This window comes from Paenibacillus mucilaginosus 3016 (assembly GCF_000250655.1).
In the GTDB taxonomy this organism is placed as follows: Bacteria; Bacillota; Bacilli; order Paenibacillales; family NBRC-103111; genus Paenibacillus_G; species Paenibacillus_G mucilaginosus.
Map to the genome: position 1 here is coordinate 4,650,098 of NC_016935.1, position 24,104 is coordinate 4,674,201.

The following is a 24,104-nucleotide window of genomic DNA, read 5'->3' on the forward strand; positions in this document are numbered from 1 at the left end:
GGCAGCCGAAGGTCGTAGAGGCACCCGAACGTGAATCCGGGTCGGCTGTTTCCGAATTAGTTTCTAAACGAATGGGGAGCTTTCACTCTCAAGGAGTCCACTTCTCCGCAATCCAGGCAAAATTCCAAAACGAGCTCCGAACCGCCTATGGCGAATCTTGCTTTAAGGGGGTAAACGCTGCCCTCCCCCACGATCTTGCCATGACCAAACTCCGTGCCGCCGCACCGCTTGCATGACTTTAATGCGGAAGTCTGGCTGTCGTTATCGTGTTCCACTGAGGTCCCTCCTCTGTTCCATCCCCCCGGATAGGATAGGAGCTGACACCGGTGGAGTCCCGATGCCAGCTTCGTTGTTACTCTTGCGGGAATGTAGAAGTGTCGATCACGAAGCGGTAACGGACATCCGCTTGTTCCACACGCGTCCATGCCTGCTGCACTTCTTCCGCATTCGCCCCGATCACTTCAATCATCGGAGCGATGCCGTGCTCCGCGCAGAAATCAAGCATCTCCTGCGTTTCCCGAATCCCGCCGACGAACGAACCGGAGATGCTCCGGCGCGACATGATCAGCGGGAAGGCATGATAGGAATCAGGGTTAACGGGAAGGCCGACATTCACAAGCGTGCCATCCACGCTCAAGAGGGAGAGGTAGGCATTGATGTCGATGTTCGCCGATACGGTATTGATCATGAGATCGAACGCTCCGGCCAGCTTGGAGAAGGTCTCCTCGTTCCGGGTAGAGTAGAACGAGCGGGCTCCCAATTGCAGCGCTTCTTCCTGTTTGCTTGCAGATTGGCTGAGCACCGTCACCTCCGCCCCCATAGCACGGGCGAACTGCACGGCAAGATGCCCGAGTCCCCCCATGCCCACAATGGCGACTTTCTTGCCAGGACCGGCATGCCAATGTTTTAACGGGGAATAGGTGGTTATGCCTGCGCACAGCAGAGGTGCGGCGGCATCCGGGCTGAGACGGTCCGGGATCCGGACCACGAAGCGTTCGGTGACCACGATGCTCTGGCTGTATCCTCCATATGTGGGAGCTCCGTCATAGTCCATCGCGTTATAGGTGAACACAACCCCTTTTTGACAGAACTGCTCCTCGCCGGCCAGACAGTACTTACACTCACCGCACGAATTGACAAAGCAGCCTACGCCGACACGGTCCCCTACGGAGAACTTGGTTACACCCGTACCCACGGCAGCAACGGTCCCGACAATCTCGTGGCCGGGAACCATGGGAAAGATTCCCCCTCCCCAATCACCCTTGCCCTGGTGAATATCACTGTGGCAGATCCCCGAGTACTGGATGTCGATCAGAAGGTCCTCTTCCCGAAGCCCCCTTCGCTCAATGACCGTGTGCTCAAGCGGTGCGCCCGTGCTCGGAATACACAGGGAATGTGCTTTCATCAGCCGTCCGTCTCCTTTGTGGAAGTTGTCCTGAGAATTCATATGTGATTCTAACACAGGAATTCCCTCAGAACTCGGCGGAGGCGGCAAATTAACAGAAACTATAGAAACACGGCCGGACAGAACGGCATTCTCAATAGAAGAGTTGGAGCCTGACTGCCGGTCCAGCGGTTACAAAAGCTTTACTTGATCATTTCTTGACCCTGAAGCTAGTATAGGGATGGACATGACCGATACCGATGAGGCAGGAGGGAAATTCATGATTGCAGCGGTAAACGTGACGGAATTCTGCACGGTGGGAGACTATTTGATTTATCGCATGAAAGAGGTAGGGATCGAGCACATTTTCGGGGTTCCCGGGGACTTCAACCTCCACTTCCTGGATCAGATCGAAGCATCCGGGGAAGTATCCTGGGTCGGCAACTGTAATGAATTGAATGCTGCATACTCAGCGGACGGCTATGCGCGGATCCGCGGCATCGGAGCACTCGTGACCACGTTCGGGGTCGGGGAGCTCAGCGCGTTGAACGGCATAGCCGGTGCTTACGCCGAACACGTGCCCGTCATCCAGATTACGGGAGCCCCTTCCACCTCGGCTTCCGTGCAGGGGAAACGGATCCATCACACGCTCGGTGACGGGGATTATACCCATTTTTCGTCCATGTACAAAGAAGTGACCGTCGCACAAACCTCATTGACCGCCGATAATGCACCCGAGGAAATCGACCGCGTTCTCGCCGCTTGCTGGCTGCAGAAGCGTCCGGTCTACATTTATCTTCCATCGGATGTTTGTTATCAATCCGTCCCGTGCCCGAAGGGTCCTTTGAGCCTTCCGCGATTTTCAAGCGACCCCGGTCGTCTGCAGTCTTTTCTTACCTTGGCCGCTGAAGCTTTGAACAATGCGTCCTTTCCGGTCATTCTTGCCGACTATGAAGTCTCCCGGTATCATCTGACGGACGCGCTGCGGTCCTTCGTCAACCATTCCGGTTATCCGGCTGCATCCTTAAGTATGGGCAAAGGCGTGATCGATGAGAATCACCCGCAATTTATCGGAGTGTATTCGGGCAAGATAAGTGACCCCTATGTAAGCAGCATGATAGACAGCGCGGACTGCATCCTCAGTATCGGTGTGAGACTGAACGATGTGGTGACCGGCGGATTCACGCACAACCTTCCCCCGGAAAAAATGATTGAGCTCCATCCCTCCTGTGCCCAGATCGGTCAGGTGGATTATCCGGACGTCGTCATGAGCGATGTGCTGGAGCAGCTCATTCCCCGAATTCGCAGGCGCTCCATGGAACAGGCAAACCTTCTGTCCCTCCAGGCACGTCAATCCCCCCGAATCGAAATTCTCTCTCCCCATGGATCCGGCAGGATCAGCCAAGAAAGGTTCTGGGGGATGATCAGCGAATTTCTTCAGCCCCGCGATGTGGTCCTGGCAGACACAGGAACCGCCTTGTTCGGCGCGATCTCCATTCCCTTCCCTGCGAAGGCCTCCTTCGTCGCCCAACCCTTATGGGCTTCCATCGGGTACTCCCTGCCGGCCTTGCTTGGGACACAAATGGCGGCACCCGACAGACGCAATGTACTGCTGATCGGCGACGGCGCGTTTCAGATCTCGGCACAGGAATTGTCCACCCTCCTGGCGCAGCGCCTGAAGCCCGTCATTTTCCTGATCAACAATGACGGTTATACGATTGAGCGGCTTGTACACCCTATCGACAATCCGTACAATGATATTCAGCCTTGGAACTATGATCTGCTCCCGCATGTATTCGGCGAGTTCGGCAGCTTCATCAGCCTGCGGGTGACCGATGAGATCCAATTGGCCGAAGCCCTGGAGAAAGCGGAGCTTTCGGACCGCCTGGTGTTCATCGAAGTCGTCATGGATCGGACGGACGCCCCGGAGCTGCTGAGATCCTTCGGAAACATCCTCACTTCCGGAAGCCCGGTGAAGCCGCTCCCTGTATCGTGAGCCCATCATTCCCCTGCTTCTTCCCGGCTGCGTCTTCTGGCGAGCCGCCATAAAAAGAAGATCACCCCGACCGCTATACCTGCATAGACGACATGGGAATACGTGTCCAGGACCCCCGCTATGTTCTCCCAAGAGGCTCCGACGGCCGCACCCGCATACACCAGGACGGAATTCCAGATCAGCGACCCCAGCACGGTAAACAAAACAAAGGAAGACAGCTTCATGGAGGTACTGCCCGCAGGAATCGAGATCAGGCTGCGGAGTAAGGGAACCAGACGTCCGATCCCGACCGCCCATGCTCCATAGGCCTCGAACCACGATTGGGCTCTCCGGATATCCTCCCGTTTCAAGCGCAGTAATCTCCCGTAACGGGTAACGAACGATTCCATCCGAGCGGGTGACATCCGTCTGCCGGCAGCATACAGGCAGAGGGCCCCGGCCAGTGAACCGGCGGTAGCGGACAGAATGACCCCCCAGATGCTCAGGCCCGCAGTGGTGGTCATAAACCCGCTCAGGGTTAGAATGAGCTCAGACGGGATGGGAGGAAACACGCTCTCCAGGGCGATGAGCGCAAAGACACCCAGGTACCCGAAGTCACTCATGAACTCTGTGATCCATTGTTTCATGGATGATCACCCCTCCTTCCCGAAACGCGCCAAAAGAGGTGCCCGAGCGTTTCACTATTGTTTAACAATGAAATCACCGGCTGAATCAGCAGACGAGCGATTCAATGGCCCCTGCCGGGATGTCCCCTGGCAGTAAAAACGCTTGCAGGAACCGGCAGCCGGCTCTCAGCAAGCGTTCTCTATTCCGCAGAGCATTACTGCGGGAATTACGGACGGCCCTGCTCCATGGACCGATTCATGGACAGGATCCCGTTCGCCTTCCGCCGGAATTCCGCTGCGGCCGTCTCCGGTGTCACCCGGTCGAACAGCAGCTGGTCGTACAGGTCCCGCAGCACCTTGGTCACTTCCGAGGAGCCGAGCGGGTCCGGGGGGTCCATCGGGGCGCTGTTCTTCTCCACCCAGGCCAAGTACTCGAACACCTGCGCAAGCTCCGGCTCGAGGTGCGGCAGCATACCCTCGATCACTTTCGAGGAAACCGGTACGCCGCGGTCCCCCTTCATCAGCTTATTGGCCTCCAGATCGTTAACGAAGTAGCTGATGAACCGGGCCGCTTCCTCTTTGTGCTTCGAGCTCTTCGTAATGGAGAAGAACATCCCCGGCTTCAGGAACAGTCCTTTGTCCGTATGGGGTCCCGGCATCGGAACGATCTTGAGCGGTTTGCCGTAGATCCGTGCCATATCGATAAACTGGTTCGAATACCCCCAGCCAAGCAGGGCCTGCCCTTGATTGAACGGGTCCGACGCCAGGTTGTTGATGTCGGAGGTCCAAATATCGGGCGAATAGATGAGCTTATCCCTCGCCATGCGCTGCATCCGGCCGAAGTAGTCGATGAACAGCCGGTCATCCTCATAGCCCAGCCGGGTGCCGTCTTCGGCGAACAGAGAGGAGCCATGCTGTCTCAGATAATAGGAGAAGAACTGCTCCGGCGTGAACGCGGTGCCGAGATAGACCCCTTTTCCCTTCAGCTGCTCGCCCATCGCGTCAAAGTCTGACCAGGTCCACCCGGGCGGAGGCTCCGCTATGCCGTTCGCTCGGAACACTTCCGGGTCGTAGAGGCCGTTCAATGCGTTCACGCCCAGATTGAAGCCGAAGAGCCTGCCGTCCAATCTCCCCCCGGACAGATGGCGTTCGCTGATATGGGCCGTGTCGATCAGTCCATTCTGGGTGTATGGGGTCAGATCTTCGAGGAGATTCAGGGACCCGTACTGACGGAGGTACGAGATATCCATCTGCATGACATCGGGAAGCGCATTGCCTGCTGCCAGAGGGGCCATCTTCTTCCAGTATTCGTTAAAGCCGGAGTACTCGTACTCGATCTCCACATGCGGATTCTGCTGTATATACTTCTCAATGACCCCAGCGGTCAATTCATTGCGATGCGGATTCCCCCACCAAGCGACCCTCAGGGTGACGGTTTCTTGCTTCCTTACGGAAGCGTCGGGTCTGCTTAATGAGGCACACCCTGTCAGGGATACTGTCAGAATGACCGATAATAGTACCAAGATGTGCTTTCTCACTCTTCAGCCCTCCTGCTGCAGGGGAAGCAGGACTTTAACCCTGGTCCCGGCGCCCTTGCGGCTCTCGACTTCAATCCCGTACGGTTCACCGAACGTCAGCTGGATCCGCTCCCTGATGTTCAGCAGACCGATGCCCGTTCCCCTTGTCTGAACCGCGCCCTGCAGAAGCCGCTGCACGTACTCCTCCTCCATGCCCGCTCCGTTGTCTTCCACCACCAGGAAGAGCTTGTCCTCTACCGCTTCCGCATAGACACGGATCGTGCAGGGCCCGATCTTCGGCTCCAGCCCGTACTGGATCGCATTCTCCAGGAGCGGCTGCAGCGTCAGCTTCGGGAGAGCGGCCGTCAGGTATGCATCCGGAACCTCCATTCGAAAATCAAGCCGGCTCCGGAACCGGTAGGTCTGGATTCGAATGTAGTGATCGACGATATCCAGCTCCTCCCCGAGCGTAATCGTATTCTGCTTCAGGCTGATCGACGTACGGAGCAGGAAGCCGAGCGAGACGGCCATGCTGGAGATCTCCTTCTGGGCATTCTTCTTTGCCATCCAGTTGATGGACTCCAGCGTGTTGTACAGGAAGTGGGGGTTGATCTGGGCCTGCAGCGCCTTGAACTCCGTCTCCTTGATCGTCAGCTGCTTCGCATAGTTCTCTTTGATGAGAGTCTGGATGCGGGCCATCATGAGCCGGAAGTTCCGGTGCAGCAGTCCGACCTCGTCCATCTGCTGGATCGGCGCTGACAGCGCATCCGCATCCAGACTCTCAAGGTCGCCCTTCTGGATGTCCTTCATCTCGCCGATCAGCGACTCAATCGGCTTGGTCAGGCTCCGGGCAAATACCATGCCGATGGCGTCCACGACGATCACAGCTGCAATGAAGAGGACAATCATCGAATTCTTCAGCCAGATGATCGTTTGGAAGATCTCATTGTACGGGACGATATTATAGAATATCCATCCGGTGTACGGGGATTTCACCTGGGAGACGAACGCCGCGTCTCCGTTCAGCGCCGTGATAACATACCCTTCCGGCGAAGCCAAGGGCTGCAGGGCTTCCGCCGTGTTCTCCGGAATCTCCCGGTACGGATAGACCATGGAAGGCCCCGACTTCAGAATAATGTCGCTGTTCTCGGCTGCGATCCCGGCATAATCCTCCACAAGACGCTTGATGTTGATCCGCAGGAACAGCGTGCCGATCGGCTTCAGCGTCAGCGGTTCATAGGAACGGACCTCCCGCACCATAATCAGCATGGGGTCCGAAGCGTCCGGATACAGCCAGCGCACAGCCCCATTCCCCCGCTTTGCTTCCTGGATCATCTGCACGTTTTTTTGCTCCGAGAACAAGATCGAATCCCCGTATTTGCTCTCTCTGCCCTGGGAGTCGATCAGGTGGACCGACTGCACGTAGCGGTCATCCGAGCTGATCAGCTCCCACAGTCGTTCCGCCAGCGTCCTGCGGATGGTATACCCGTTATATTCCATGGGATTGCCGCCGAGCTCCTTCAAGCCCTGCTGAATCCGGCTGTCCGCAATGATATTCAGGGACAAGGTCTCAAGCTTCTTCAGCTCCGTATCCACGGTCGTCGAAGACAGATTCAGCAGGCGGGATGATTTCTCGTACAGCTGCTTGTCATAGATGGAATACGAATAGTAGAGAGAACCGAAGGCCAGCAGAATGATCAGGATCAGCAGCAGGATAATCATTAGGAACAGCTTGACTTTAATCCTCAGGTTGCGGAAGGCCTTCATGTGATCGCGCCCCTTTATATCTGTTCTCCCTTGAGGTTACCATAATCAGGTGAATCGAGATACCGGCGCACTGCTTTTTTTCGCGTATTCACTGCAGGAGACCGCTCCCCGGGCATACAGTTCCGGAAAGCAGTCCCCTGTCGAAAGCCGCTTATTTCTTCGAGTAACGGTCATATGCGGCTTGATGCACCTTAATCGCCTCGTCGATGCCCATGCTCTTGATCGTCTTCACCATCGTATCGTATTCCGATACCGGCTTCTTGCCGGAAATAATGGCGGTCATCGTTTCGTTGATATACGTATTCACCTGGCTCATGATCGAGGTGCTTTGTCTGGCTTCATCCACAGTCAAACGGATCGGCGGGAGCGTCAGTGCCGGGCTCTGCTTCATCCAGTTGGCATTGGCATCCCGCTGGCCCTGGTTGAACATGAGTGCATCCACGTATTTGCCGTCCTGATTGATCGGCCCGTCCATGATGGACAGGGCATAGCTCGCGAGGGCCTGATCATACGTCAGCCCCTTCGGATTCTTGAGGATGGTGTCGGAGAACTTGATCTTGTCGCCTTCCTTGGTGTAGCTTTCGCCTTCGATCCCGAAGTTGAACAGCGCATGCCCCTGAGGGCTGTAATTGAAGTCCATCCACTGCACGATATATTTCTGCTTGTCCTTGCTTGCGCTGGAGGTAATCGCCTCGCCGTACGTCAGCACCTTCTGGTTCAGATTGAAGGCGGCATACGATTTGCCGTCCGGAGCCAGTGCCGATGGAACCCCGGTCAGCTCAAAGCCCGCCTGATCCTTCATCAGGTTGTAGTACTTGCCCATGCCGCTGAACACGCCGCCGACATAGGAGCCGGCCAGATTGTTCGTTACCTTGTAGTCGAAGGCTTTGCCGTCATTGGTCAGAATCTCCGGGTCGACAAGACCTTCCTTGTACCACTTGGCCATCTCCTCCAAGAACTTCTTGTATTCCGGCTCCACCGGACCGAAGGCGACTTTGTCCCCCTTCATCATGAAGCCTCCGATGATGCCGAAGGCCGGCGCAAAGTCATGGAGCTTGGTCAGATTGCCCGGTCCCCAGTTGCCGGTGAACGGCAGTTCATCCGCCTTGCCGTTGCCGTTCGGATCCTTCTCCTTGAACGCTTTGAGAACGCTGTACCACTCGTCGATCGTCGCAGGCTCCTTCAGACCCAGCTTGTTCAGCCAATCCTTGCGCAGAATCAGTCCGGTGGTCGCATTCAACTTGAGCGCATCCAGCTTCATCAGGGGGAACATGTAGATCGTGCCGTCGTCCAGCGTGATCTGCTTCTTCACATCCGGATCGCTTTCGATGATCTTCTTCAAATTCGGGGCATATTGGTCGATGAGCTCGTTCAGTCGGATAATGCGTCCGTCTTCGATCATTTTCTCCGGTCCGCCCACTGCGTCTGCCCAGTTATAGTAGATCACGTCCGGCAGATCGTTCGTGGCGATGAGCAGGTTGAATTGATCCTTCTGCTGCCCAAGAGGCGGATGGGTGAATTTGGCCGTGATGCCGGTGAGCTCGGCCTTCTTCTTGTAGGCGGCCACTTCCCCGAAGTTCTGCAGCGAAGCGGTCAGCTTGGCGTCATTGGCACGCCAGTAGTTGATCGTAAACGGCTCCTTCGTGATCGGAAGCGGAATTTCCGTCAGCTTCGGTCCATCCGCTTGGGCCGGTGGGTTAGCGCCGCTGCCGCTTTCCGGTTCGGCGCCCGAACAGCCGGCCAGGGTGGTGGTTACCAGGATAGAACACAATACGACGGACCCCATCTTTTTTTTCATCGAACAAAAGCCTCCTTGAAGTGTTGGTTTTTATTGTTTCACGGCACCGATCAGGGCGCCCTGAACAAAATACTTTTGGATAAACGGGTACACCAGCACGATCGGCAGCGTAGAGACGATAATGGTCGCATACTTGATGTTCTCGCCGATGGCGAAGCCCGTATCGACGCCTCCGCCCATCGCCTCCGTACTGGAGCTGATGAGAATATCACGGAGCACGATCTGGATCGGGTAGAGGTCCTGATTCCTCAGATAGAGCATCGGAGCGACATAATCGTTCCAGTGATCCACCGCGTAATACAGGGTCATGACGGCAAGAATCGCTTTGGACAGCGGCAGCACGATGTGGAACAGGATGGTGAAGTCATTGGCCCCGTCCAGCTTGGCCGATTCGATCAGACTGTCCGGAATGCTCTCGAAGTTGGTCTTCATGATCAGGAAGTAGAAGGTGCTGATCGCTCCCGGAATAAGGATGGCCCACCGGCTGTTGACCATTCCCAGATTTTGAATGAGCAGGAAGGTCGGAATCATCCCTCCGCCGAAGAACATCGTGAAGGTGATCAGCTTCATCAGCAGCTTTCTGCCGAACAGGTCCGCACGGGACAGCCCATAGGCGGCGAAGGAGGTCATGAGCAGGTTGACGGCGGTGCCTACGACCACGTAGAACAGCGTGTTCATGTAGCCGCTGAAGATTTTGGGATTCTGGAACACATGCTTGTACGCTTCCAGCTGGAAGCCTTCCGGCAGCAGCATGAAGGATCGTGATCTTAACATCTGATCCGGATCGCTGACCGAGGAATTGAAGATATACAGCATCGGATAAAATGAGATGGCGATGACACCGCACAGAAGCACCACATTCACGGCATCGAAAATATGCTCGCCTGTCGATCGTTTCATCAGTATTCTCCCTCCTACCACAGACTGCTTGAATTCAGCTTGCGGCTGATGGTGTTGGCGAGGATCAGAAGGCCGAAGTTGATGACGCCGTTGAACAGTCCGATCGCCGTCGAATACGTATAGTTGCCCTCGAGGATACCTGAGCGGTACACGAAGGTCGAGATGACGTCCGAGGTCTCGTAGGTCGGCGCCGTCTGCATCAGCAGGATCTTCTGGAAGTCGGCGTTCATCACGGCACCCAGCCGCAGGATCAGGAGAACGACCACCGTCGGCATAATCCCGGGAATCGTGATATGCAGCAGCTGCTTCCAGCGCCCGGCCCCGTCGATCTTCGCCGCTTCATACAGCTGGGAGTCGATGCCGGCGAGGGCCGCCAGGAAGATGATCGAACCCCAGCCTGCTCCCTGCCAGATGTTCGACAGGATATAGAGCGGGCGGAACATATCCTTCTCGGCCAGGAACATCACCGGCTCGAGCGCGAAGAGGCTCCGGAAGACATTGAACAGGCCGCCGTCCAGCGCCGAGAAGCTCTTCAGCATTCCTACGACCACCACAACGGAGATAAAGTGAGGCAGGTAGCTCACCGTCTGCACCGTGCTCTTGAACCATTTGACGCGGACCTCGTTGAGCAGCAGGGCCAGGATGATCGGAGCCGGAAAGCCCAGCACGATACTGAAGAAGCTTAAGATCAGGGTGTTCTTGATCAGCCGCCAGAAATAATAGCTTTCGAAGAACATCTTGAAGTTGTCGAAGCCGATCCAGGTTCCCGCCAGGATGCCCTTCACCGGACTGTAGGTCTTCTGGAAGGCCATCAGCAGGCCGTACATGGGTCCGTAATGGAAAATCAGATAATAAAGGATCACTGGAAGCAGCATGAGATACACATATTTATTCCGCAGGATTTCCTTCTTGTAGAACTTCACTCTGCTCGTCTTCAGCACTTCCGCTTTGGCCGGCAGCTGATGCTTTAGCTCCATTCCTTGGGCCCCTCCCCGTATAATTTGTCGATGACTACGCTTACATCCTTACTTTACAGCGTTTGCAGCTCCGCTCCCATGCTCAAAACAGAGGGATTTATGTTACAAAACCGGAAAAATCCGACAGACCGGTGTCAGAAAAAACAAAAAGAAACCCTCGCTAACCGCGGATCGCGGCCTGAAAGGGTTCATTGGAATCGATATGCTGCATCAAGGGGCTTTCCGGTATTCCGACGGGGAGTAGCCGGTATATCTCTTGAAGATCTTGCTGAAATAAGGCGTGTTGTCGCCGAAGCCCGTCTTCTCCGCCAGCTCGGAGATGGTCAGCTGCTCCGAAGACCTGCGGATCTTCTCCAGCGCCAGCTCAATGCGGCTGCGCAGGACAAAGTTGGTGAATTTTTCTCCCGTTTCTTTCTTGAACATCTTGCCGACATAATCGGGGTTCATGAAGATCTCCTTCGCCACCATCTGCAGCGAAAGCGTCTCATCATGAAGATGCCGCTCCACGATCTTCTTCACCGTCATCACAATCTGCGACTGCTTGTTCCGGTTCCGTTCGTACCGCTCCCGGGTGATTTCTTCCGCTACCGACATGACCAAGTGATGCATCGATTGAAGCTTGGTTGAGTCCAGAATGCCGGTCAGCTGCGTCAGGTAACCGCTCATCCGCTCCGGATCGCAGAGGCGGATCATGGCCATGAACAGCTGGATGACGTATGATTTGGTCGCCGCAATGTCGAGCCTGAGCTCTCCCAGCTGCCTGAATACCAGCAGCAGCTCCCGCTCGGCATCCTGCCAGGCGCCGGCTTTGATCGGCATGATCAGCCGCTCCTCGTCATAGGTGAAGCCGTGATGATCGGCGTCCCCTTGTATGGAAATGTCCCGCTCCGTAATCAGGCTCCCTTCCTCCAGATAGAACCGGTGGTTCAGGCACTCGATCGTCTGCTTATACAGGCGGCGCGCCTGCGTCAGCTGCCCCGGTTCACTGAGGGCGGCCGTCAGGTCGGTGCGGTAATACCGCATGAACGTCGAACGGACCATGTCGATGCGCTCGAACAGTTCTTCCTGCGGCAGGGTATCCTCCATCAGCAGAAGCACATGGCCTCCCGCCGTCGAGCTCAGCAGCGGGTTCGGGAAGATGTCCTCCGCAATGTTTTTCACAGCGAACAAATGCTCGTACTCGTGCTCTCCTTCCAGCTCGATCAGCAGCAGCCGGACCGTCTGGCTCTGAAACGGAAGCCCGTACACTTCCTTGAAGTAATCCCACTCCCTGGCTCCGTACGTTTTGTTCGTGACGAACTCCTTCAGGAACTGCTCCTTCGCGTGCGGCATCACACGCTCCAGGCTGAGCTTGATCGATCGGACGAACCCTTCCCTGTCGTCCCGTTCCCGGATCTCGGCCACAAGCTCTGTCAGTGCCTCGACAAGCTTCTCTTCACTGCAGGGCTTCAGCAAATAATGCTTCACGCCGTACTGCATGGCGGTTTGGGCATAGTCGAATTCCGAGAATCCGGAGAGCAGGACGAACGAAATCTGCGGATACTCCTTCGATACGGCCGCCACGAGTTCCAAGCCGTCCATGCCCGGCATGCGGATATCCGTTATGATGATGTCCGGCGGGTTCCGCCTGACAAACTCAAGCGCTTCCACTCCGTTCTCCGCCGTACCGCTTAACTCCGTCCCGACCGCCCCCCAATCGACGACCGATGAGATGCCGTCCAGAATAATGAATTCATCATCCACCAGCAGCACTTTATACATCCCGGTTCCTCCCATGCATCTGCCCTGTTCTTATGAATGGCCGCTGCAGCCGCCGCGCTATCAGTAGGGGGACCCGACCTCCCGCCTCACTTCTTCGATGATCTCCCGGACCCCCTGCTCGATTTGCCCCGGCTGCGCTCTCGCGATGCTGATCCGCAGGAACTTCTCCCGCTCCCTGTATTCCTTTAAATAAAACCGCTTGCCGGAGACGACCAGAATCTCCTTGGCCGCAAGCCGCTCGGTGAGCCGTTCCAGATTGACCGTCAGCGGCAGCTTGAACGGAACGTACACACCGGATCGGATATCCGGGATCTGCAGCAATCCAGCTTCGTTATGCCGCCGTACCGCCTCAGTCAGAGCGCTGATCCGTGCCGTATAAGATGCGCGTATTTTGTGTCTGTGCCGCTCGTACATGCCGCTTTTGATATACACTTCGAGTGCCGCCTGGGACAGCTGCGAGGTGTCCGCGTATCTTTTGAAAGTGCGGAATGTCTCCAGCAGCTTCTCCGGGATCACGGCGGCGCCGAGCCGCAGTCCCGGGAAAATGATTTTCGAGAAGCTTTTCAAATACACGACGTGCGAAGTGCGGTTGTAAGCGTAGACGGGATCGGTGCCCGGATCTTCCCCCAGATCCGCCATATAATCGTCCTCTACGACGTAGACGTCATATTGGCTGGCCAATCGGGCGATGGCTTTCCTCTCATCCGCCCGGTACGAGGTGCCGAGCGGGCTGTGGTACCTGGGCATCGTGTAGAAGAACTTGATTCCGCCCTGTCTGAATTTCGCTTCCAGTTCACCTAAGTCCAGGCCCGCTGCCGTGCGGGCGATCCCGCATACCGGAACGCCCTCCGCCTCGAGGAACCGTAAATAAAGATCATAGCTCGGCTGCTCGACAAGGATGACCGACTTCCCGTTCGGAAACGGCATTTTGGCCAAGATCTCAAGCGCCCGATTAGCCCCCGGCGTGACGAAGATCCGTTCCGCTTTGGAGAATACTTGATCACCGGCCAAATGCGAAACGAGCGTATGACGAAGCGTATCCAGCCCTTCGGCCTCACCGCAGGTGAACAAATCGGATTTGTAGGTATCCAGGGCTTGGTTCAGGCAGTGCTGGAAATCCAGATACGGAAACACGCTCGGATCCGGCGATATGGAGGCAAAATCAATCTTCGCGCTCTCTGTCACAGGGCTGCGGCTCCCCGGCTTATCCACCACGTAATAGCCGCTTTGCGCAATCGAGTAGGCGGCGTGGCGCTTCTCCAGTTCCGAGTAGGCCCTTGTGATGGTGCTGATGCTGCAGGCATACTGCTTCGCGGCATGGCGGATCGAAGGCAGCTTTTGACCCGATACATAATGTCCTTCCTGGATCTTGCGCTCGAGATCGGCGAGGATCTCCGCATATTTCGTCACTTGGCTCCCCCCGCTTTCCTCCATCCATTATATTACATCCGCCGAACTGTATCGATACAGTTTGGCAAAAAGGACATTGCTGCAGGCCGCATGCCGGCTTATCATGGGAATCAACAGAGCAAGGCCAGTAAGGAGAGTTCATATAAAGGAGACGATCGAGATGTCATCCACCGTTTCAACCGATGCGGTCACCATCATGCGTGAGCGCCATTCCGTCAGACACTTTGATGCAGCGCACCGGCTCAGCGAACACGAGATCAAGGAGCTCCTGGAGCTGGCGGGCAGCGCCCCGTCGTCCTGGAATCTTCAGCACTGGAAGTTCGTGGTCTTCACGGATGCAGCCGCCAAGGCCAAGCTGCTTCCAATCGCTTGCGACCAAAAACAAGTCGTGGACGCTTCCGCGACCGTCGCCGTCCTCGGGGACCTACAGGCCAACCGGAATGCCGAAGCCGTGTACAGTCCCGTCATCCGGGCCGGACTCCAGGATGCTTACGCCGGCTACGCTTCCGAACGGATCTTGTTCTCCCAGATCGAGGAAGCTTATGCGGTGGACGCCTCTTCCCCCTATCGGCGCGATGAAGCGATCCGCAACGCATCGCTGGCCGCCATGCAGCTGATGCTTGCCGCGAAAGCGAAGGGACTCGACTCGGGACCGATGGTCGGCTTCGACGCCGATGCTTTCGTCCGGGCGTTCCATGTGCCGCCGCGCTATATTCCGGTCCTGCTCGTAGCCATTGGCAGGGCGGCTAAGCCGGCCCGGCCTACCTCCCGCTTCCCGGTGGAGCAGACGGTGGTCTGGAACGGGTTTGAGCCGGAGGAGGGAGACACTCCCGGTTGATCTGTGTATCATGGCGGCTCTAAAATCATACGTATCCCGACGCAAACCGCAAAAAGGAGGGGGCGCTTGCCCCCTCCCAGACTCCGTTCCCCTCGCTGTTACAGTTTCCAGATGCGGTACAAGATCACGGCTGCTTCCGCGCGGGTGAGAGGATCGTTCGGCGCGATGGCGCCGTCTTTGCCGTTCACGACACCCAGCTGCACCAGTGCGGATGCGCTGTCTTTCGCGTAACTCGCGATCCTCTCCGCGTCGGAATAAGCCCCTAAATCTGCACCTGCGGGGACTTGCTTGCCGGCAGCTGAGAGCGCGCGTGCCGTCAGCACCATCATATCCTGACGGGAGATCGGGCTGTCCGGCTGGAACGTGTGGTCCTCCAGGCCGGTGGCGATCCCCAGCTCTTGGGCGACTGCCAGCTCCCCATAATAATAAGCTGTCGTCCCGACATCGCTGAACATGGCTTCCTTCCCGCCTGAGGCCTGCAGTTCAAGCCCTCTGACAAGAAGCGCGATGAAGTCCGCTCTCTTGATCGATGCGCCGGGAGTGAAGCGGTTCTCGGCGGTGCCTTGGATGACATTGCGGGCGGCCATCGCGTCAATGGCTCCTTTGGCCCAAGGCACGCTCTCCAGGTCATCGAAGACCATGGAGGCATAGGCAGCCGCATAGGTGCTGAAGTGGTGCGTTTGGAAAACCACCATCCCCGATGCCTCATCGTAGCGGCCGTTCGGAATCGGTGACGCACTGCCCCTGCCGTCGATATACCATACGACGATCTGTTCCGGATGCTCTAGCTCTTCCGCGGTCGGCTTATACGGGAAGGCGACCGTTACAGGGGCATCCGGGTTGTTCCATGGGATCACCTGACCGCCTGCTGTCAGGTGCAGCTCGATGGCCGGACGGCTGCCGATCCGCTCGCGGGTGGTCTCATCCCAGTGATCCGAAGTGGCTTGGCTTACACGGATGGACACCTGCTCAGCGGTAACGGCTGCACCCGAGAGCATGCGGCTTGGAATCCGGAGTGCCGCGCTCTCTGTTTGGAGCAGAAGCTCGAAGTTCGCCTGGCCCTTCAAGCTTTGAGCCGGCAGCTGCACTTCGTAAGCGGTGGCATCCGCCTGCTTGGGCAGCTCGATAACGATTTGTTTCCTGCCGCCCGCATCGGGTACCGCTTGCTCGAGCGCTTGGGTCAAGCTGTCGCCCGAGATCGTGCCCGTAGCCCGTCCGTTCGCTGTCTTTACTTCCGGTTTCAGCCTGACTGGGCCGCCAGTATGATTGCTGCCATTATTATTGTTGTTGTTACTGCCGTTTTGATTGCTCCCACTGCTGTTGCTGCTCCCACCGTTATTATTGGAGCCGCCGTTATTGCTGCTTCCTCCGTTTTGGTTACCATTGTCGGTGTCGTTGTCGTTGTCGTTGTCGGTGTCACCACTATCACCGTCACCATCCCCACCTTCACCGCTATCGCCGCCGTCCGTGCCGCCGCCGGTGCCTTTGCCGGTGAGGGTGAGCACACCGTAGACGGAGGTGTCCTGCCAGCCCATGCCGGTCGTATCGTTCCAGGCAGCCACGCTCTGCCGGGCGCCGTCTTTGGCGTCATTGATCTGAACGTCAAAGCCCAGCTTGGTGTCGTTGGCCGGTGTGACCGACCGCAGCGGAATCTTCACTTCCACCGTGTAGTTGGTACCGGAGACCCGGGCTGCGGACTCGAAGCCTTCCGCGATGCTCCCCGGATTGAATGAGGTCTCGTTGTCGAAGTTCACCCGGTACTGTCCGTCGTCCTCTTGATAGGACGAGGATTTGCCATTATTCTGGTCCAGGAAAATTTCGACGGAATCCTGTTCATAGGCGTTCGCACTTGCTTTGTCCAGCTGCGAGTCGCTGACCTGGATCAGTACATACAGGTGCTGATCATCCCAGAGCGCCTTTGGCCGTTCCGCTTGCTCCCTGCCATGCCATCTGGTAGCGGTTCACCGGGATGCCGGGCGCCTGGCTCCATACCGCGTCCACCGTCCCGTCCAATACAGGCGTGCCGTAGGCAGCGGTGGACTGGTTGGCGGTTGTCTGTACAGGCGGGTGCTCCTCCATGAACCGGTCCGGATCGATCACGGCATAGTAAGCCGGCTTCGCCTGCAGGTCCCGGTCGAAGAGCAGCGGATTTTGAGCCGACCTCCAGCTAGTGGCATCATTCAGTCCCCAGAAGGTCACGCGCGCAATATGGGCCGCATGCTCCTTGTAGAGCTTGAGGAGCTGCGCGTATAAATAGCCCTGCGTAATCGCCTGCTGCTCGGACAGCTCCGAGTTGCTGCCGGCCGTAATGTCAAGCTCGGTGATGCTGACTTCCACGCCCAGGGAGATGAACTTCTCCAGCGACCGTCTCACATTCTCCGGGTTCGTGTTGACATTGTAATGCGCCTGCATGCCGATGCCGTCAATCAGGAGCTTGCCGGGATGTGTCTGTGCGTAGGTCTCATTGATTTCCTTGACCATGCGGTAGATGGCCTCGGCTTTATTCGCGTTATCTTCATTATAGTCGTTGTAATACAGCTTGATGTCCCATTCCGGATGCTCGTCCAGCACCTCACGGGCCGCCAGGTAGGACTGCTCCACGAAGTCCGGTCCAATGGCGTTGTACCAAGCGGACCGGCGCAGCGCGTTCTTCCAATCCGCCGGATTCGGCGGGTTGTCGATCATCGCTTCGTTCACGACGTCCCAGGAGATCAGCTTGTCGCCGTAATGCTCCATGACGGTCCGGATATGCGTCCGCAGGTTGGCGAGCGCTTCCTCCCGGCCCAGAGGTGCCCCCCCGGATGTATTCATCCACGCCGGTGTCTGCTGATGCCAGACCAGCACGTGACCGTGAACCTGGAGTCCCTCGGCCAGCGCTCCATCGACAATGCTGTCGGCTGCGGTGAAGGTAAAGCTGCCCTTCTGAGGCTGCATGGCATCCGGCTTCATCGCATTTTCCGCCGTGACGACATGATGGTGCATCTTGAGCAGCTCGAGTCTTACCCCGCTCAGGTCGGCGGACGATACGGCGTTGCCGATCAGAAAATCGTTCCGGTAGGCATCTTGGATCGGAGTCAGATCTTTCTGGATGGCAACCGGACCGGAGCCCGTGCTAGTGAAGCTGATATCGTCGATATAGAAGGAAGCCGTACTGTTATTGGAGCTTTCCATATAGATCGTCAAATACTCGTCGCTGACATTGGTATATCGGTAGGTTCCTTCGTACAGGACCCAGCCGTCGGTGGTGGAGATCGTTTGGGCCAGAATGTTGTTGTAGCTCGGGCTTGTGCTCCCCACCTGCGTGGACAGCTGGAGCTGAGAGCTGGCCGGCGAGATCAGCTTGACCCAGACCGAGACTTTGTACTCGTAGCCCTTGTCAACGTACTTCTCCACACGCAGGGCGGGACCATGCCATGTGTTGGTTCGGCCCTCCACTTTCAGAGCGTAGGAGCCGCCTGCCGTATGATTGTCTTCATTCGTGACGGTGAGCGTTTCCGTGCCGGCCCGGCCTGCAAAGCCGCCTGCCGTTTGGTCTTCGAAGGTGACCGTGCTGAACGGCAGCGCAGGGTCTCTCGGGGGTTCCGGCTCTTCAGGCGTCTCCCCGCCCGCAGCAGCCTTCTCGGTGATCCGCAGATCTCCGATATAGAACGGAACCGAGGCCCCTTCCGTATTCGATTGAATACGCAGGGTATGGTCTTTGGCTGCATCCACGGTGAATTCTTTGGTCAGGGTGATCGCCTGCCCGGCTTCGTAATTCACATTCGCCAGCAGGCCGTAGCTGCCGATGGTTTGCAGATAAGCCTGCGCCCCGGCCGGCACGGCCGCATCCGAGTCAACGTATACGGAGGCGGTTACCGTGTAGGTTTTGCCGTTCACGAGGCCCATGTCGCTGAATTTGAAATCCGCCGCATCCCAGTTGTTCGTTCTGCCGCTGACATACAGCGCCGCACCGTCCTCGTTGCCGGCAAACCCTTTACCCGTAACCGGCGTAAGCACCGCTGCGCCCGACTGCGCTGCGACTCCTTGGCCGTCCGCAAAGTCTTCATGGTACACCGTGACCGGATCGCCCTGCGCCGACTCCAGTGCGGGGGCCGGTCCGCCCACCATCGCGGCGAACTCCGTCAGGGTCGTGCTTTTCTTCAGGTAGTGGCGGCCCATCGCGTACTTCCCTTGATTCGGATAGCCCACTTTAAAGGCGTATCGGATGCCGTTCTCCTGAGCGGCCGCTTCCGCGTTCGCGTTGTAGGCGCCGTATGGATAAGCGAGAAGCGCCGGGTCCTGGCCTGTCTTGCTCTTCAGGTACCCATTCGCCGGGGCAATCTCATCAGCCGCCTGCTCCTTGGTAATCCCGGATGTCCAGATTCCATTTGCTGTGCGTCTTGGTGTGGTTCTGAAGACTGACGCCCGGCTCTTGAGCAAGCGCTTCCAATTGTGCGGTACTCATGCTGTAGCCGCCGCCGATCCAGTCGCTGACGACAAACAGTACGGCATGCATCCCGTGCCGCTTCAAGATCGGAAGCGCGGTGGTCACGAAATCCGGCGTCGCATCGTCGAAGGTCAGCAGAATCGGCTTATCCGGGGGAGTTTCCCTTCCTTCCAGGATATCGACATACTGTTCGGCGGATAACGTGTCATACCCATGGTCACTCAGGTAGGCCATCTGCTTTTCGAATTCGGCTGTACTTGTATGGGTCCAGTCATCCGTCGCTTCAGCTACAATCCGATGGTACAGCAGGACGGGAATGTCGGGCGCCGCCGCTTCCGCTGCCGGAGCCAACCGGCCTGACGGAATAAGCAAGGCCGCTATGAGTATGAACGAGATGATGGTTTTCAGCTTTGGGTTCATTTGATGCACTCCTCCTTAGGGATGTAGAAACTTGAGTGAATCGCTTACCATTGTCCGGACTCCCCCTCCTTTACAGGTTTTAATTATAACGTGGATGCCACGAACGGTTTACCCGGGGAACTATAGAATGTACTGTAATTTTTAAAGCAGCAAACAAAAAATGCCGCACATGCAGGCGGCATTCTGCTGAAGCATATTTAGTCCACGGACACGATGAACGCGGCACCAGGGGACAGGGTTACGATGATACCTGCAAAACCAGTTTGCCGACCGTGTTCTTCTCCTCCAGGAGAGTAAGGGCTGCTGCGGCTTGCTCCAGAGGGTATACGCCCTGGATCTCCGCATGGAGCTCCTTTCTTGCCAGCATCCCCAGCGCTTCCCGCGCCGCTTTCCCGGTCTCCACCGGATTGCTGTCGCTGTATCCGCCTAAGGTAAAGCCGGCAAGCTGGCGGTTTGAAAACCAGATCTGATTAAAGGAATGGGGGATATCCTCCTCTCCACTGGCATTGCCCACGACAACCAGCTGCCCGAGCGGACGAAGCACCTCCAAGCTTTGTTTGCGCATGGGTCCCCCCACCGGGTCAAACACGGCATCAACGCCTTGTTGTCCGGTTGCCTTAAGGGTTCTCTCGACAAAATCGGTCCGGAGGAAGACTTCGTCGTATCCGAAGGCTGCCGCCTGGTTCAGTTTGCCGGCGCTTCCGACCGTGCCGAGGATTCTGCCGGCCCCCAGCCGCCTGGCTACCTGCCCCAGGAAGCTGCCGAGTCCGCCGGCGGCCGCATGAACGAGGATGCTGTCCCCTCTGCGCATTCGATAGACATCTTTGACGGCCAGGTAGGCGTGGTCAGATTGACGATCGAGGCTGCCGCCGTCGCCAGGTCGAGGTCGGCTCCCAGCTGGTCGAGCGGCACCGTCAGCTCCGGCCGCACATTCGCCATCGAGGCGAAGCCGTTCAAATCGTGCAGGGTCATCGAAGCAACGGGCTGCCCTACGTAGAAGCCCTCCACTCCTTCCCCGATGGCTCGCACATACCCCGACACTTCGAGGCCGGGAGTGAGCGGCATCGGAAATACGGACTCGAATTCGCCGCGGCTCAGCAGCACTTCAAAATAACCTACACCGGCATAAGCCACATCAATGGTGAGCAGACCGGGAGACGGCTGCAGGTCCGGTTTCTCTCTGAGCTGCAGCTGTGCAGGCCCGCCTGGCCGATCGATGATGATTGCTTTCATGGTTGGTGCCTCCTTGGATTGGGAATGAGTTCATCATACCCGGCATTCAAGGAGGCTGCCTGTTTGCCTTTATACAGGTATCCGGACTAACAGGCTGCCGTTCATATCGGCCAATGCGCCAATGTTTGTTCAGTATCGGTACCTGGTTCGGGAGTGAACACACAGCAGTGCAGGTTCGGATCTCCGTTGATCGCAGCAAAGGAGATTAATTGAAAATGCAGCCGGCCTGCGCCGGGATGGTCGAGGGTGTAATGGATGGCTTTCTTCTGCTGCACATGGTGCAGCCGCCACAGTGTCCGAAAGTCCTCGTCCTTCTCGCACATCTCCCTGACGAAGGGCTCAAACCAAGGATCGCCCACGGTTTGGTCATAACTCGAACGCAATCTTCCTACCGTGTACTCGGCGAAGGCCTTCCAATTGACAAGCTGCCCGCGCAGGCGGGGATCCATAAAGATCAACCTTGCCATCACGCGCTGCGCAGCGGGAACCGCATCGAAATCCGCGATGATCTCGGAAGCCATCCTGTTGAACGCCAGGACCTCGGTCCGATGGTTGGCGATGATGGCAGGATAATGCAATTGATCGATGATGCTCTGGAGCAGGGGATCCAGCTGCTCAGCGTGGCGGATCGTATTCCCTTCCGCGCCATAGTTGGCCAAATGAAGCAGATGGTGATGTTCTTCCGGAGACAGCTGCAGGGCTCTTCCGATACTCTCGATGACTTCCCTTGAGGTGGTGGTTACCCTGCCTTGCTCCAGCCAGGTATACCAGGTAATGCTAACGCCTGCAAGTTGAGCGACCTCCTCCCTGCGCAATCCCGGCGTTCTTCTTCTGCCGAACCGGCCGACAACGTCGGCAGGAGCCGGTTTCATCCGTTCCCTGCGCGATTTGAGAAAGTCTCCCAGTATTTTTGTTTTCTCCTGTCCCAACGCCATGAGGAAGCAGCCTCCTTTTCACCATCGGTCCGCCTTTGATGGATTATGAATTCAATTCTACCATAAAATAGCATGGTTCAGGCGGTACCCTTGACGGCTGCGATCCGAATCCTGCTCGTATCGGCCATCCACTGACCATCCCTCTCCAGATGCGGCTTCACCTGGGCCTCGATGGCATGGTAGATCGACGCTTTGTCTTCGGAAGTGACGTCCGGGAAGAAATGTCCGGCGAAGCTGTCCAGCCAGCGCTGAAGCCCTGTCCCTCCCGGGAGCGGAGAGGGCTTGTCGAAGTGCTGCGCCACGGTGACGCGAAACCCCGTGTGCTCCAGCAGGCTGGCGTACTCGCCAATGGTGGGCAAATACCAGGGATTCCGGCCGGCCGGCGCATAACCGTGTTCTTCGAGCGCCAGTTCTATGGCGGATGTCAGCCTGGCGACATTGCCGCTGCCCGCGAATTCGGCCACGAATCGCCCTCCCTTCCGGAGCGCCAGCCAGATGGAGCGCGCAGCGGCGGGAGCATCCTGGATCCAGTGCAGGGAGGCATGGGAGAACACGGCGTCATAGGGGGCATCTGTCCGGTAACGGCAGACGTCAGCCACCTCAAAATGCAGGTCGGGATACTTCTGGATGGCCCGTCCCACGATCTCCTCCGAGAGGTCAATCCCTGTGGGGACCGCTCCCGCGGCTGCGATAGCAGCCGTCAGGTCCCCTGCCCCGCAGCCGACGTCAAGGATGCGTTCTCCCGGCTGGGGCTGCAGCAATGACAAGACCTCGGCGCCCGGCTTGGGAACAAAGTCAGGCTTCATATGATGAGATCCCTCTGCGTCACGGTGATGGCTTGAGGGGCTGCTGTACATAGTTTCAGTCTCCTTAATTAACGATTTAATGAATCCATAATAACCGCATTTCGGGCGGCCAGTCAAGCGGCAGTCCCTAAGTCCAACTAAATAGCAGTTTATAAAGAATGGTCCAGGGAAGAAGCTCCCTGGACCGTTCTTTGATTGCTGCTGCTTTCATTCATGAGATTTCACCCGGTGTATCGGGATGAGGCCGGACTGCAGCATCGAAGCCCGTTTAGTGTCCGCTCTCGGCGGGCTTTTCCTTGGAGAAAAACCAGCCGCCGAGCGCAATCAGGATCAGGACCGCATAGAAGGACAATTTCCATTCGGGCAGCTTGGCGAATCCTTCAGGCAGGACGGACAGAGCCGGATGGGATAAAGTATACACCGATAATTTGACCCCTACCCAGCCCACAATCAGAAAGGCGGCGATTTCCAGGCCCGGTCTGCGCTGCAGCAGCTGTACGAAGTAAGAAGCGGCGAACCGCATAATGATGAGCCCAATGAATCCGCCGGCGAAGATGACCAGGAAGTGTCCTCCATCCATCCCGCCGATCCGGGGAAGCGGGGTTTGCGGAAGAGCGACAGCCAAGGCTACAGCGGCAAGGATCGAATCGACGGCAAAGGCGATATCCGCCAGCTCCACCTTAAACACGGTGGTCCAGAACCCCGCCCCTTTCTTCACGGGCTCCCATGCCGGACCGGAGCCGGTTTCCGCTTTCTTGACCAGCACCTTGCGGAACACATGATGGAGGGCAATGAAGAGCAAGTACACCGCGCCGATCGCCTGCACCTGCCACACATCCACAAGGAACGAGATGATGAACAAGGAAGCGAAGCGGAAAACAAAGGCACCTGCTAACCCGTAGAACAGTGCCCGCTTCCGGGCTTCTTCGGGCAAATGCTTCACCATGATGGCCAGCACCAGCGCGTTATCCGCAGCCAGCAGCCCCTCGAGGAGGATCAGGATCAGCAGCACCCAGCCGTATTCAAGCAAAATCGTCATGTCCATTCGTAATCTCTCCTTTAGCGGATATAACACAAACAGCCCTTACCGGGTTCGGCAAGGGCTCTCGAATGAATACCAAAAGACCTTTGCCGACTGGCAAAGGTCTCGCTAACAACGTAAGTGACGCTGCAACAAAGCCGGAGGCATCAAGCCACGGAATGACGACTTTGTTCGGATAGCTACTCCCCTTTGAGGGATGTATGAAGTTACTATCAATATACTGTTATCGGTGGAGGCCCGTCAACTGGTTAATGGTGGAAGGCAATGGGTCCGTCCACATCCGTCCACA

General features: G+C 57.1%; 16 protein-coding genes and 1 pseudogene. 2 read left to right on the forward strand and 15 right to left on the reverse strand.

Annotated features, from left to right (window positions below):
• Positions 1–352: 352 nt before the first annotated feature.
• Positions 353–1,405 carry an NAD(P)-dependent alcohol dehydrogenase gene (locus tag PM3016_RS19615; RefSeq protein ID WP_014370642.1) on the reverse strand — a complete coding sequence of 351 codons (1,053 nt, stop codon included), beginning with the start codon at positions 1,403–1,405 and terminating at the stop codon, positions 353–355.
• Positions 1,406–1,664: 259 nt separating this feature from the next.
• Here PM3016_RS19615 and PM3016_RS19620 point away from each other — a divergent pair, with 259 nt between their 5' ends.
• Positions 1,665–3,380 carry an alpha-keto acid decarboxylase family protein gene (locus PM3016_RS19620; protein ID WP_014370643.1) on the forward strand — a complete coding sequence of 572 codons (1,716 nt, stop codon included), beginning with the start codon at positions 1,665–1,667 and terminating at the stop codon, positions 3,378–3,380.
• A 5-nt stretch (positions 3,381–3,385) separates the two neighbouring features.
• Here the strand turns inward: PM3016_RS19620 and PM3016_RS19625 are convergent, their stop codons facing one another.
• The 8 genes from PM3016_RS19625 to PM3016_RS19660 form a co-directional block, all read right to left on the reverse strand.
• Positions 3,386–4,006, reverse strand: coding sequence for a DedA family protein (locus PM3016_RS19625; RefSeq protein ID WP_013918241.1), 621 nt, complete (start codon positions 4,004–4,006; stop codon positions 3,386–3,388).
• A 206-nt stretch (positions 4,007–4,212) separates the two neighbouring features.
• A complete protein-coding gene (locus PM3016_RS19630) occupies positions 4,213–5,523 on the reverse strand; it encodes an ABC transporter substrate-binding protein (protein WP_014370644.1) in 1,311 nt (436 codons plus the stop codon).
• A 3-nt stretch (positions 5,524–5,526) separates the two neighbouring features.
• Positions 5,527–7,269 carry a cache domain-containing sensor histidine kinase gene (locus PM3016_RS19635; protein ID WP_014370645.1) on the reverse strand — a complete coding sequence of 581 codons (1,743 nt, stop codon included), beginning with the start codon at positions 7,267–7,269 and terminating at the stop codon, positions 5,527–5,529.
• Positions 7,270–7,420: 151 nt separating this feature from the next.
• Positions 7,421–9,067, reverse strand: a complete 1,647-nt coding sequence (locus PM3016_RS19640; protein WP_013918244.1) for a type 2 periplasmic-binding domain-containing protein — start codon at positions 9,065–9,067, stop codon at positions 7,421–7,423.
• 30 nt (positions 9,068–9,097) lie between these two features.
• On the reverse strand, positions 9,098–9,967 hold the full coding sequence (locus PM3016_RS19645; protein ID WP_014370646.1) for a carbohydrate ABC transporter permease: 870 nt from the start codon (positions 9,965–9,967) through the stop codon (positions 9,098–9,100).
• 14 nt (positions 9,968–9,981) lie between these two features.
• The gene (locus PM3016_RS19650; RefSeq protein ID WP_013918246.1) at positions 9,982–10,944 is read right to left on the reverse strand and encodes an ABC transporter permease; all 963 of its coding nucleotides are present in this window, start codon (positions 10,942–10,944) and stop codon (positions 9,982–9,984) included.
• Between the two features lie 210 nt (positions 10,945–11,154).
• The gene (locus PM3016_RS40855; protein WP_013918247.1) at positions 11,155–12,705 is read right to left on the reverse strand and encodes a response regulator transcription factor; all 1,551 of its coding nucleotides are present in this window, start codon (positions 12,703–12,705) and stop codon (positions 11,155–11,157) included.
• A gap of 60 nt (positions 12,706–12,765) precedes the next feature.
• Positions 12,766–14,115, reverse strand: a complete 1,350-nt coding sequence (locus PM3016_RS19660; RefSeq protein WP_014370647.1) for an aminotransferase-like domain-containing protein — start codon at positions 14,113–14,115, stop codon at positions 12,766–12,768.
• A gap of 160 nt (positions 14,116–14,275) precedes the next feature.
• Between PM3016_RS19660 and PM3016_RS19665 the strand changes: the two genes are divergently transcribed.
• Entirely contained in the window at positions 14,276–14,953 is a 678-nt protein-coding gene (locus tag PM3016_RS19665; protein WP_013918249.1) for a nitroreductase family protein, read from the forward strand.
• A 98-nt stretch (positions 14,954–15,051) separates the two neighbouring features.
• Here PM3016_RS19665 and PM3016_RS19670 read toward each other — a convergent pair.
• From PM3016_RS19670 to PM3016_RS19695, 6 genes and pseudogenes are all read right to left on the reverse strand, one after another.
• Positions 15,052–19,799 (reverse strand): annotated as a pseudogene (locus PM3016_RS19670) (endo-1,4-beta-xylanase).
• A gap of 238 nt (positions 19,800–20,037) precedes the next feature.
• Positions 20,038–20,610, reverse strand: coding sequence for a zinc-binding dehydrogenase (locus tag PM3016_RS39945; protein WP_238540256.1), 573 nt, complete (start codon positions 20,608–20,610; stop codon positions 20,038–20,040).
• The gene (locus PM3016_RS39950) at positions 20,541–21,032 is read right to left on the reverse strand and encodes a quinone oxidoreductase family protein (protein WP_238540257.1); all 492 of its coding nucleotides are present in this window, start codon (positions 21,030–21,032) and stop codon (positions 20,541–20,543) included. The genes PM3016_RS39945 and PM3016_RS39950 overlap by 70 nt, the downstream gene beginning before the upstream one ends.
• 101 nt (positions 21,033–21,133) lie before the next feature.
• Positions 21,134–21,967 (reverse strand): helix-turn-helix transcriptional regulator, encoded by an 834-nt coding sequence (locus PM3016_RS19685; RefSeq protein WP_014370648.1) that lies wholly within the window; start codon positions 21,965–21,967, stop codon positions 21,134–21,136.
• 77 nt (positions 21,968–22,044) lie between these two features.
• Complete coding sequence (locus PM3016_RS19690) at positions 22,045–22,824, reverse strand: class I SAM-dependent methyltransferase (protein WP_014370649.1); 780 nt, start codon at positions 22,822–22,824, stop codon at positions 22,045–22,047.
• A gap of 217 nt (positions 22,825–23,041) precedes the next feature.
• Complete coding sequence (locus PM3016_RS19695; protein ID WP_014370650.1) at positions 23,042–23,818, reverse strand: TerC family protein; 777 nt, start codon at positions 23,816–23,818, stop codon at positions 23,042–23,044.
• Between the last annotated feature and the right edge of the window lie 286 nt (positions 23,819–24,104).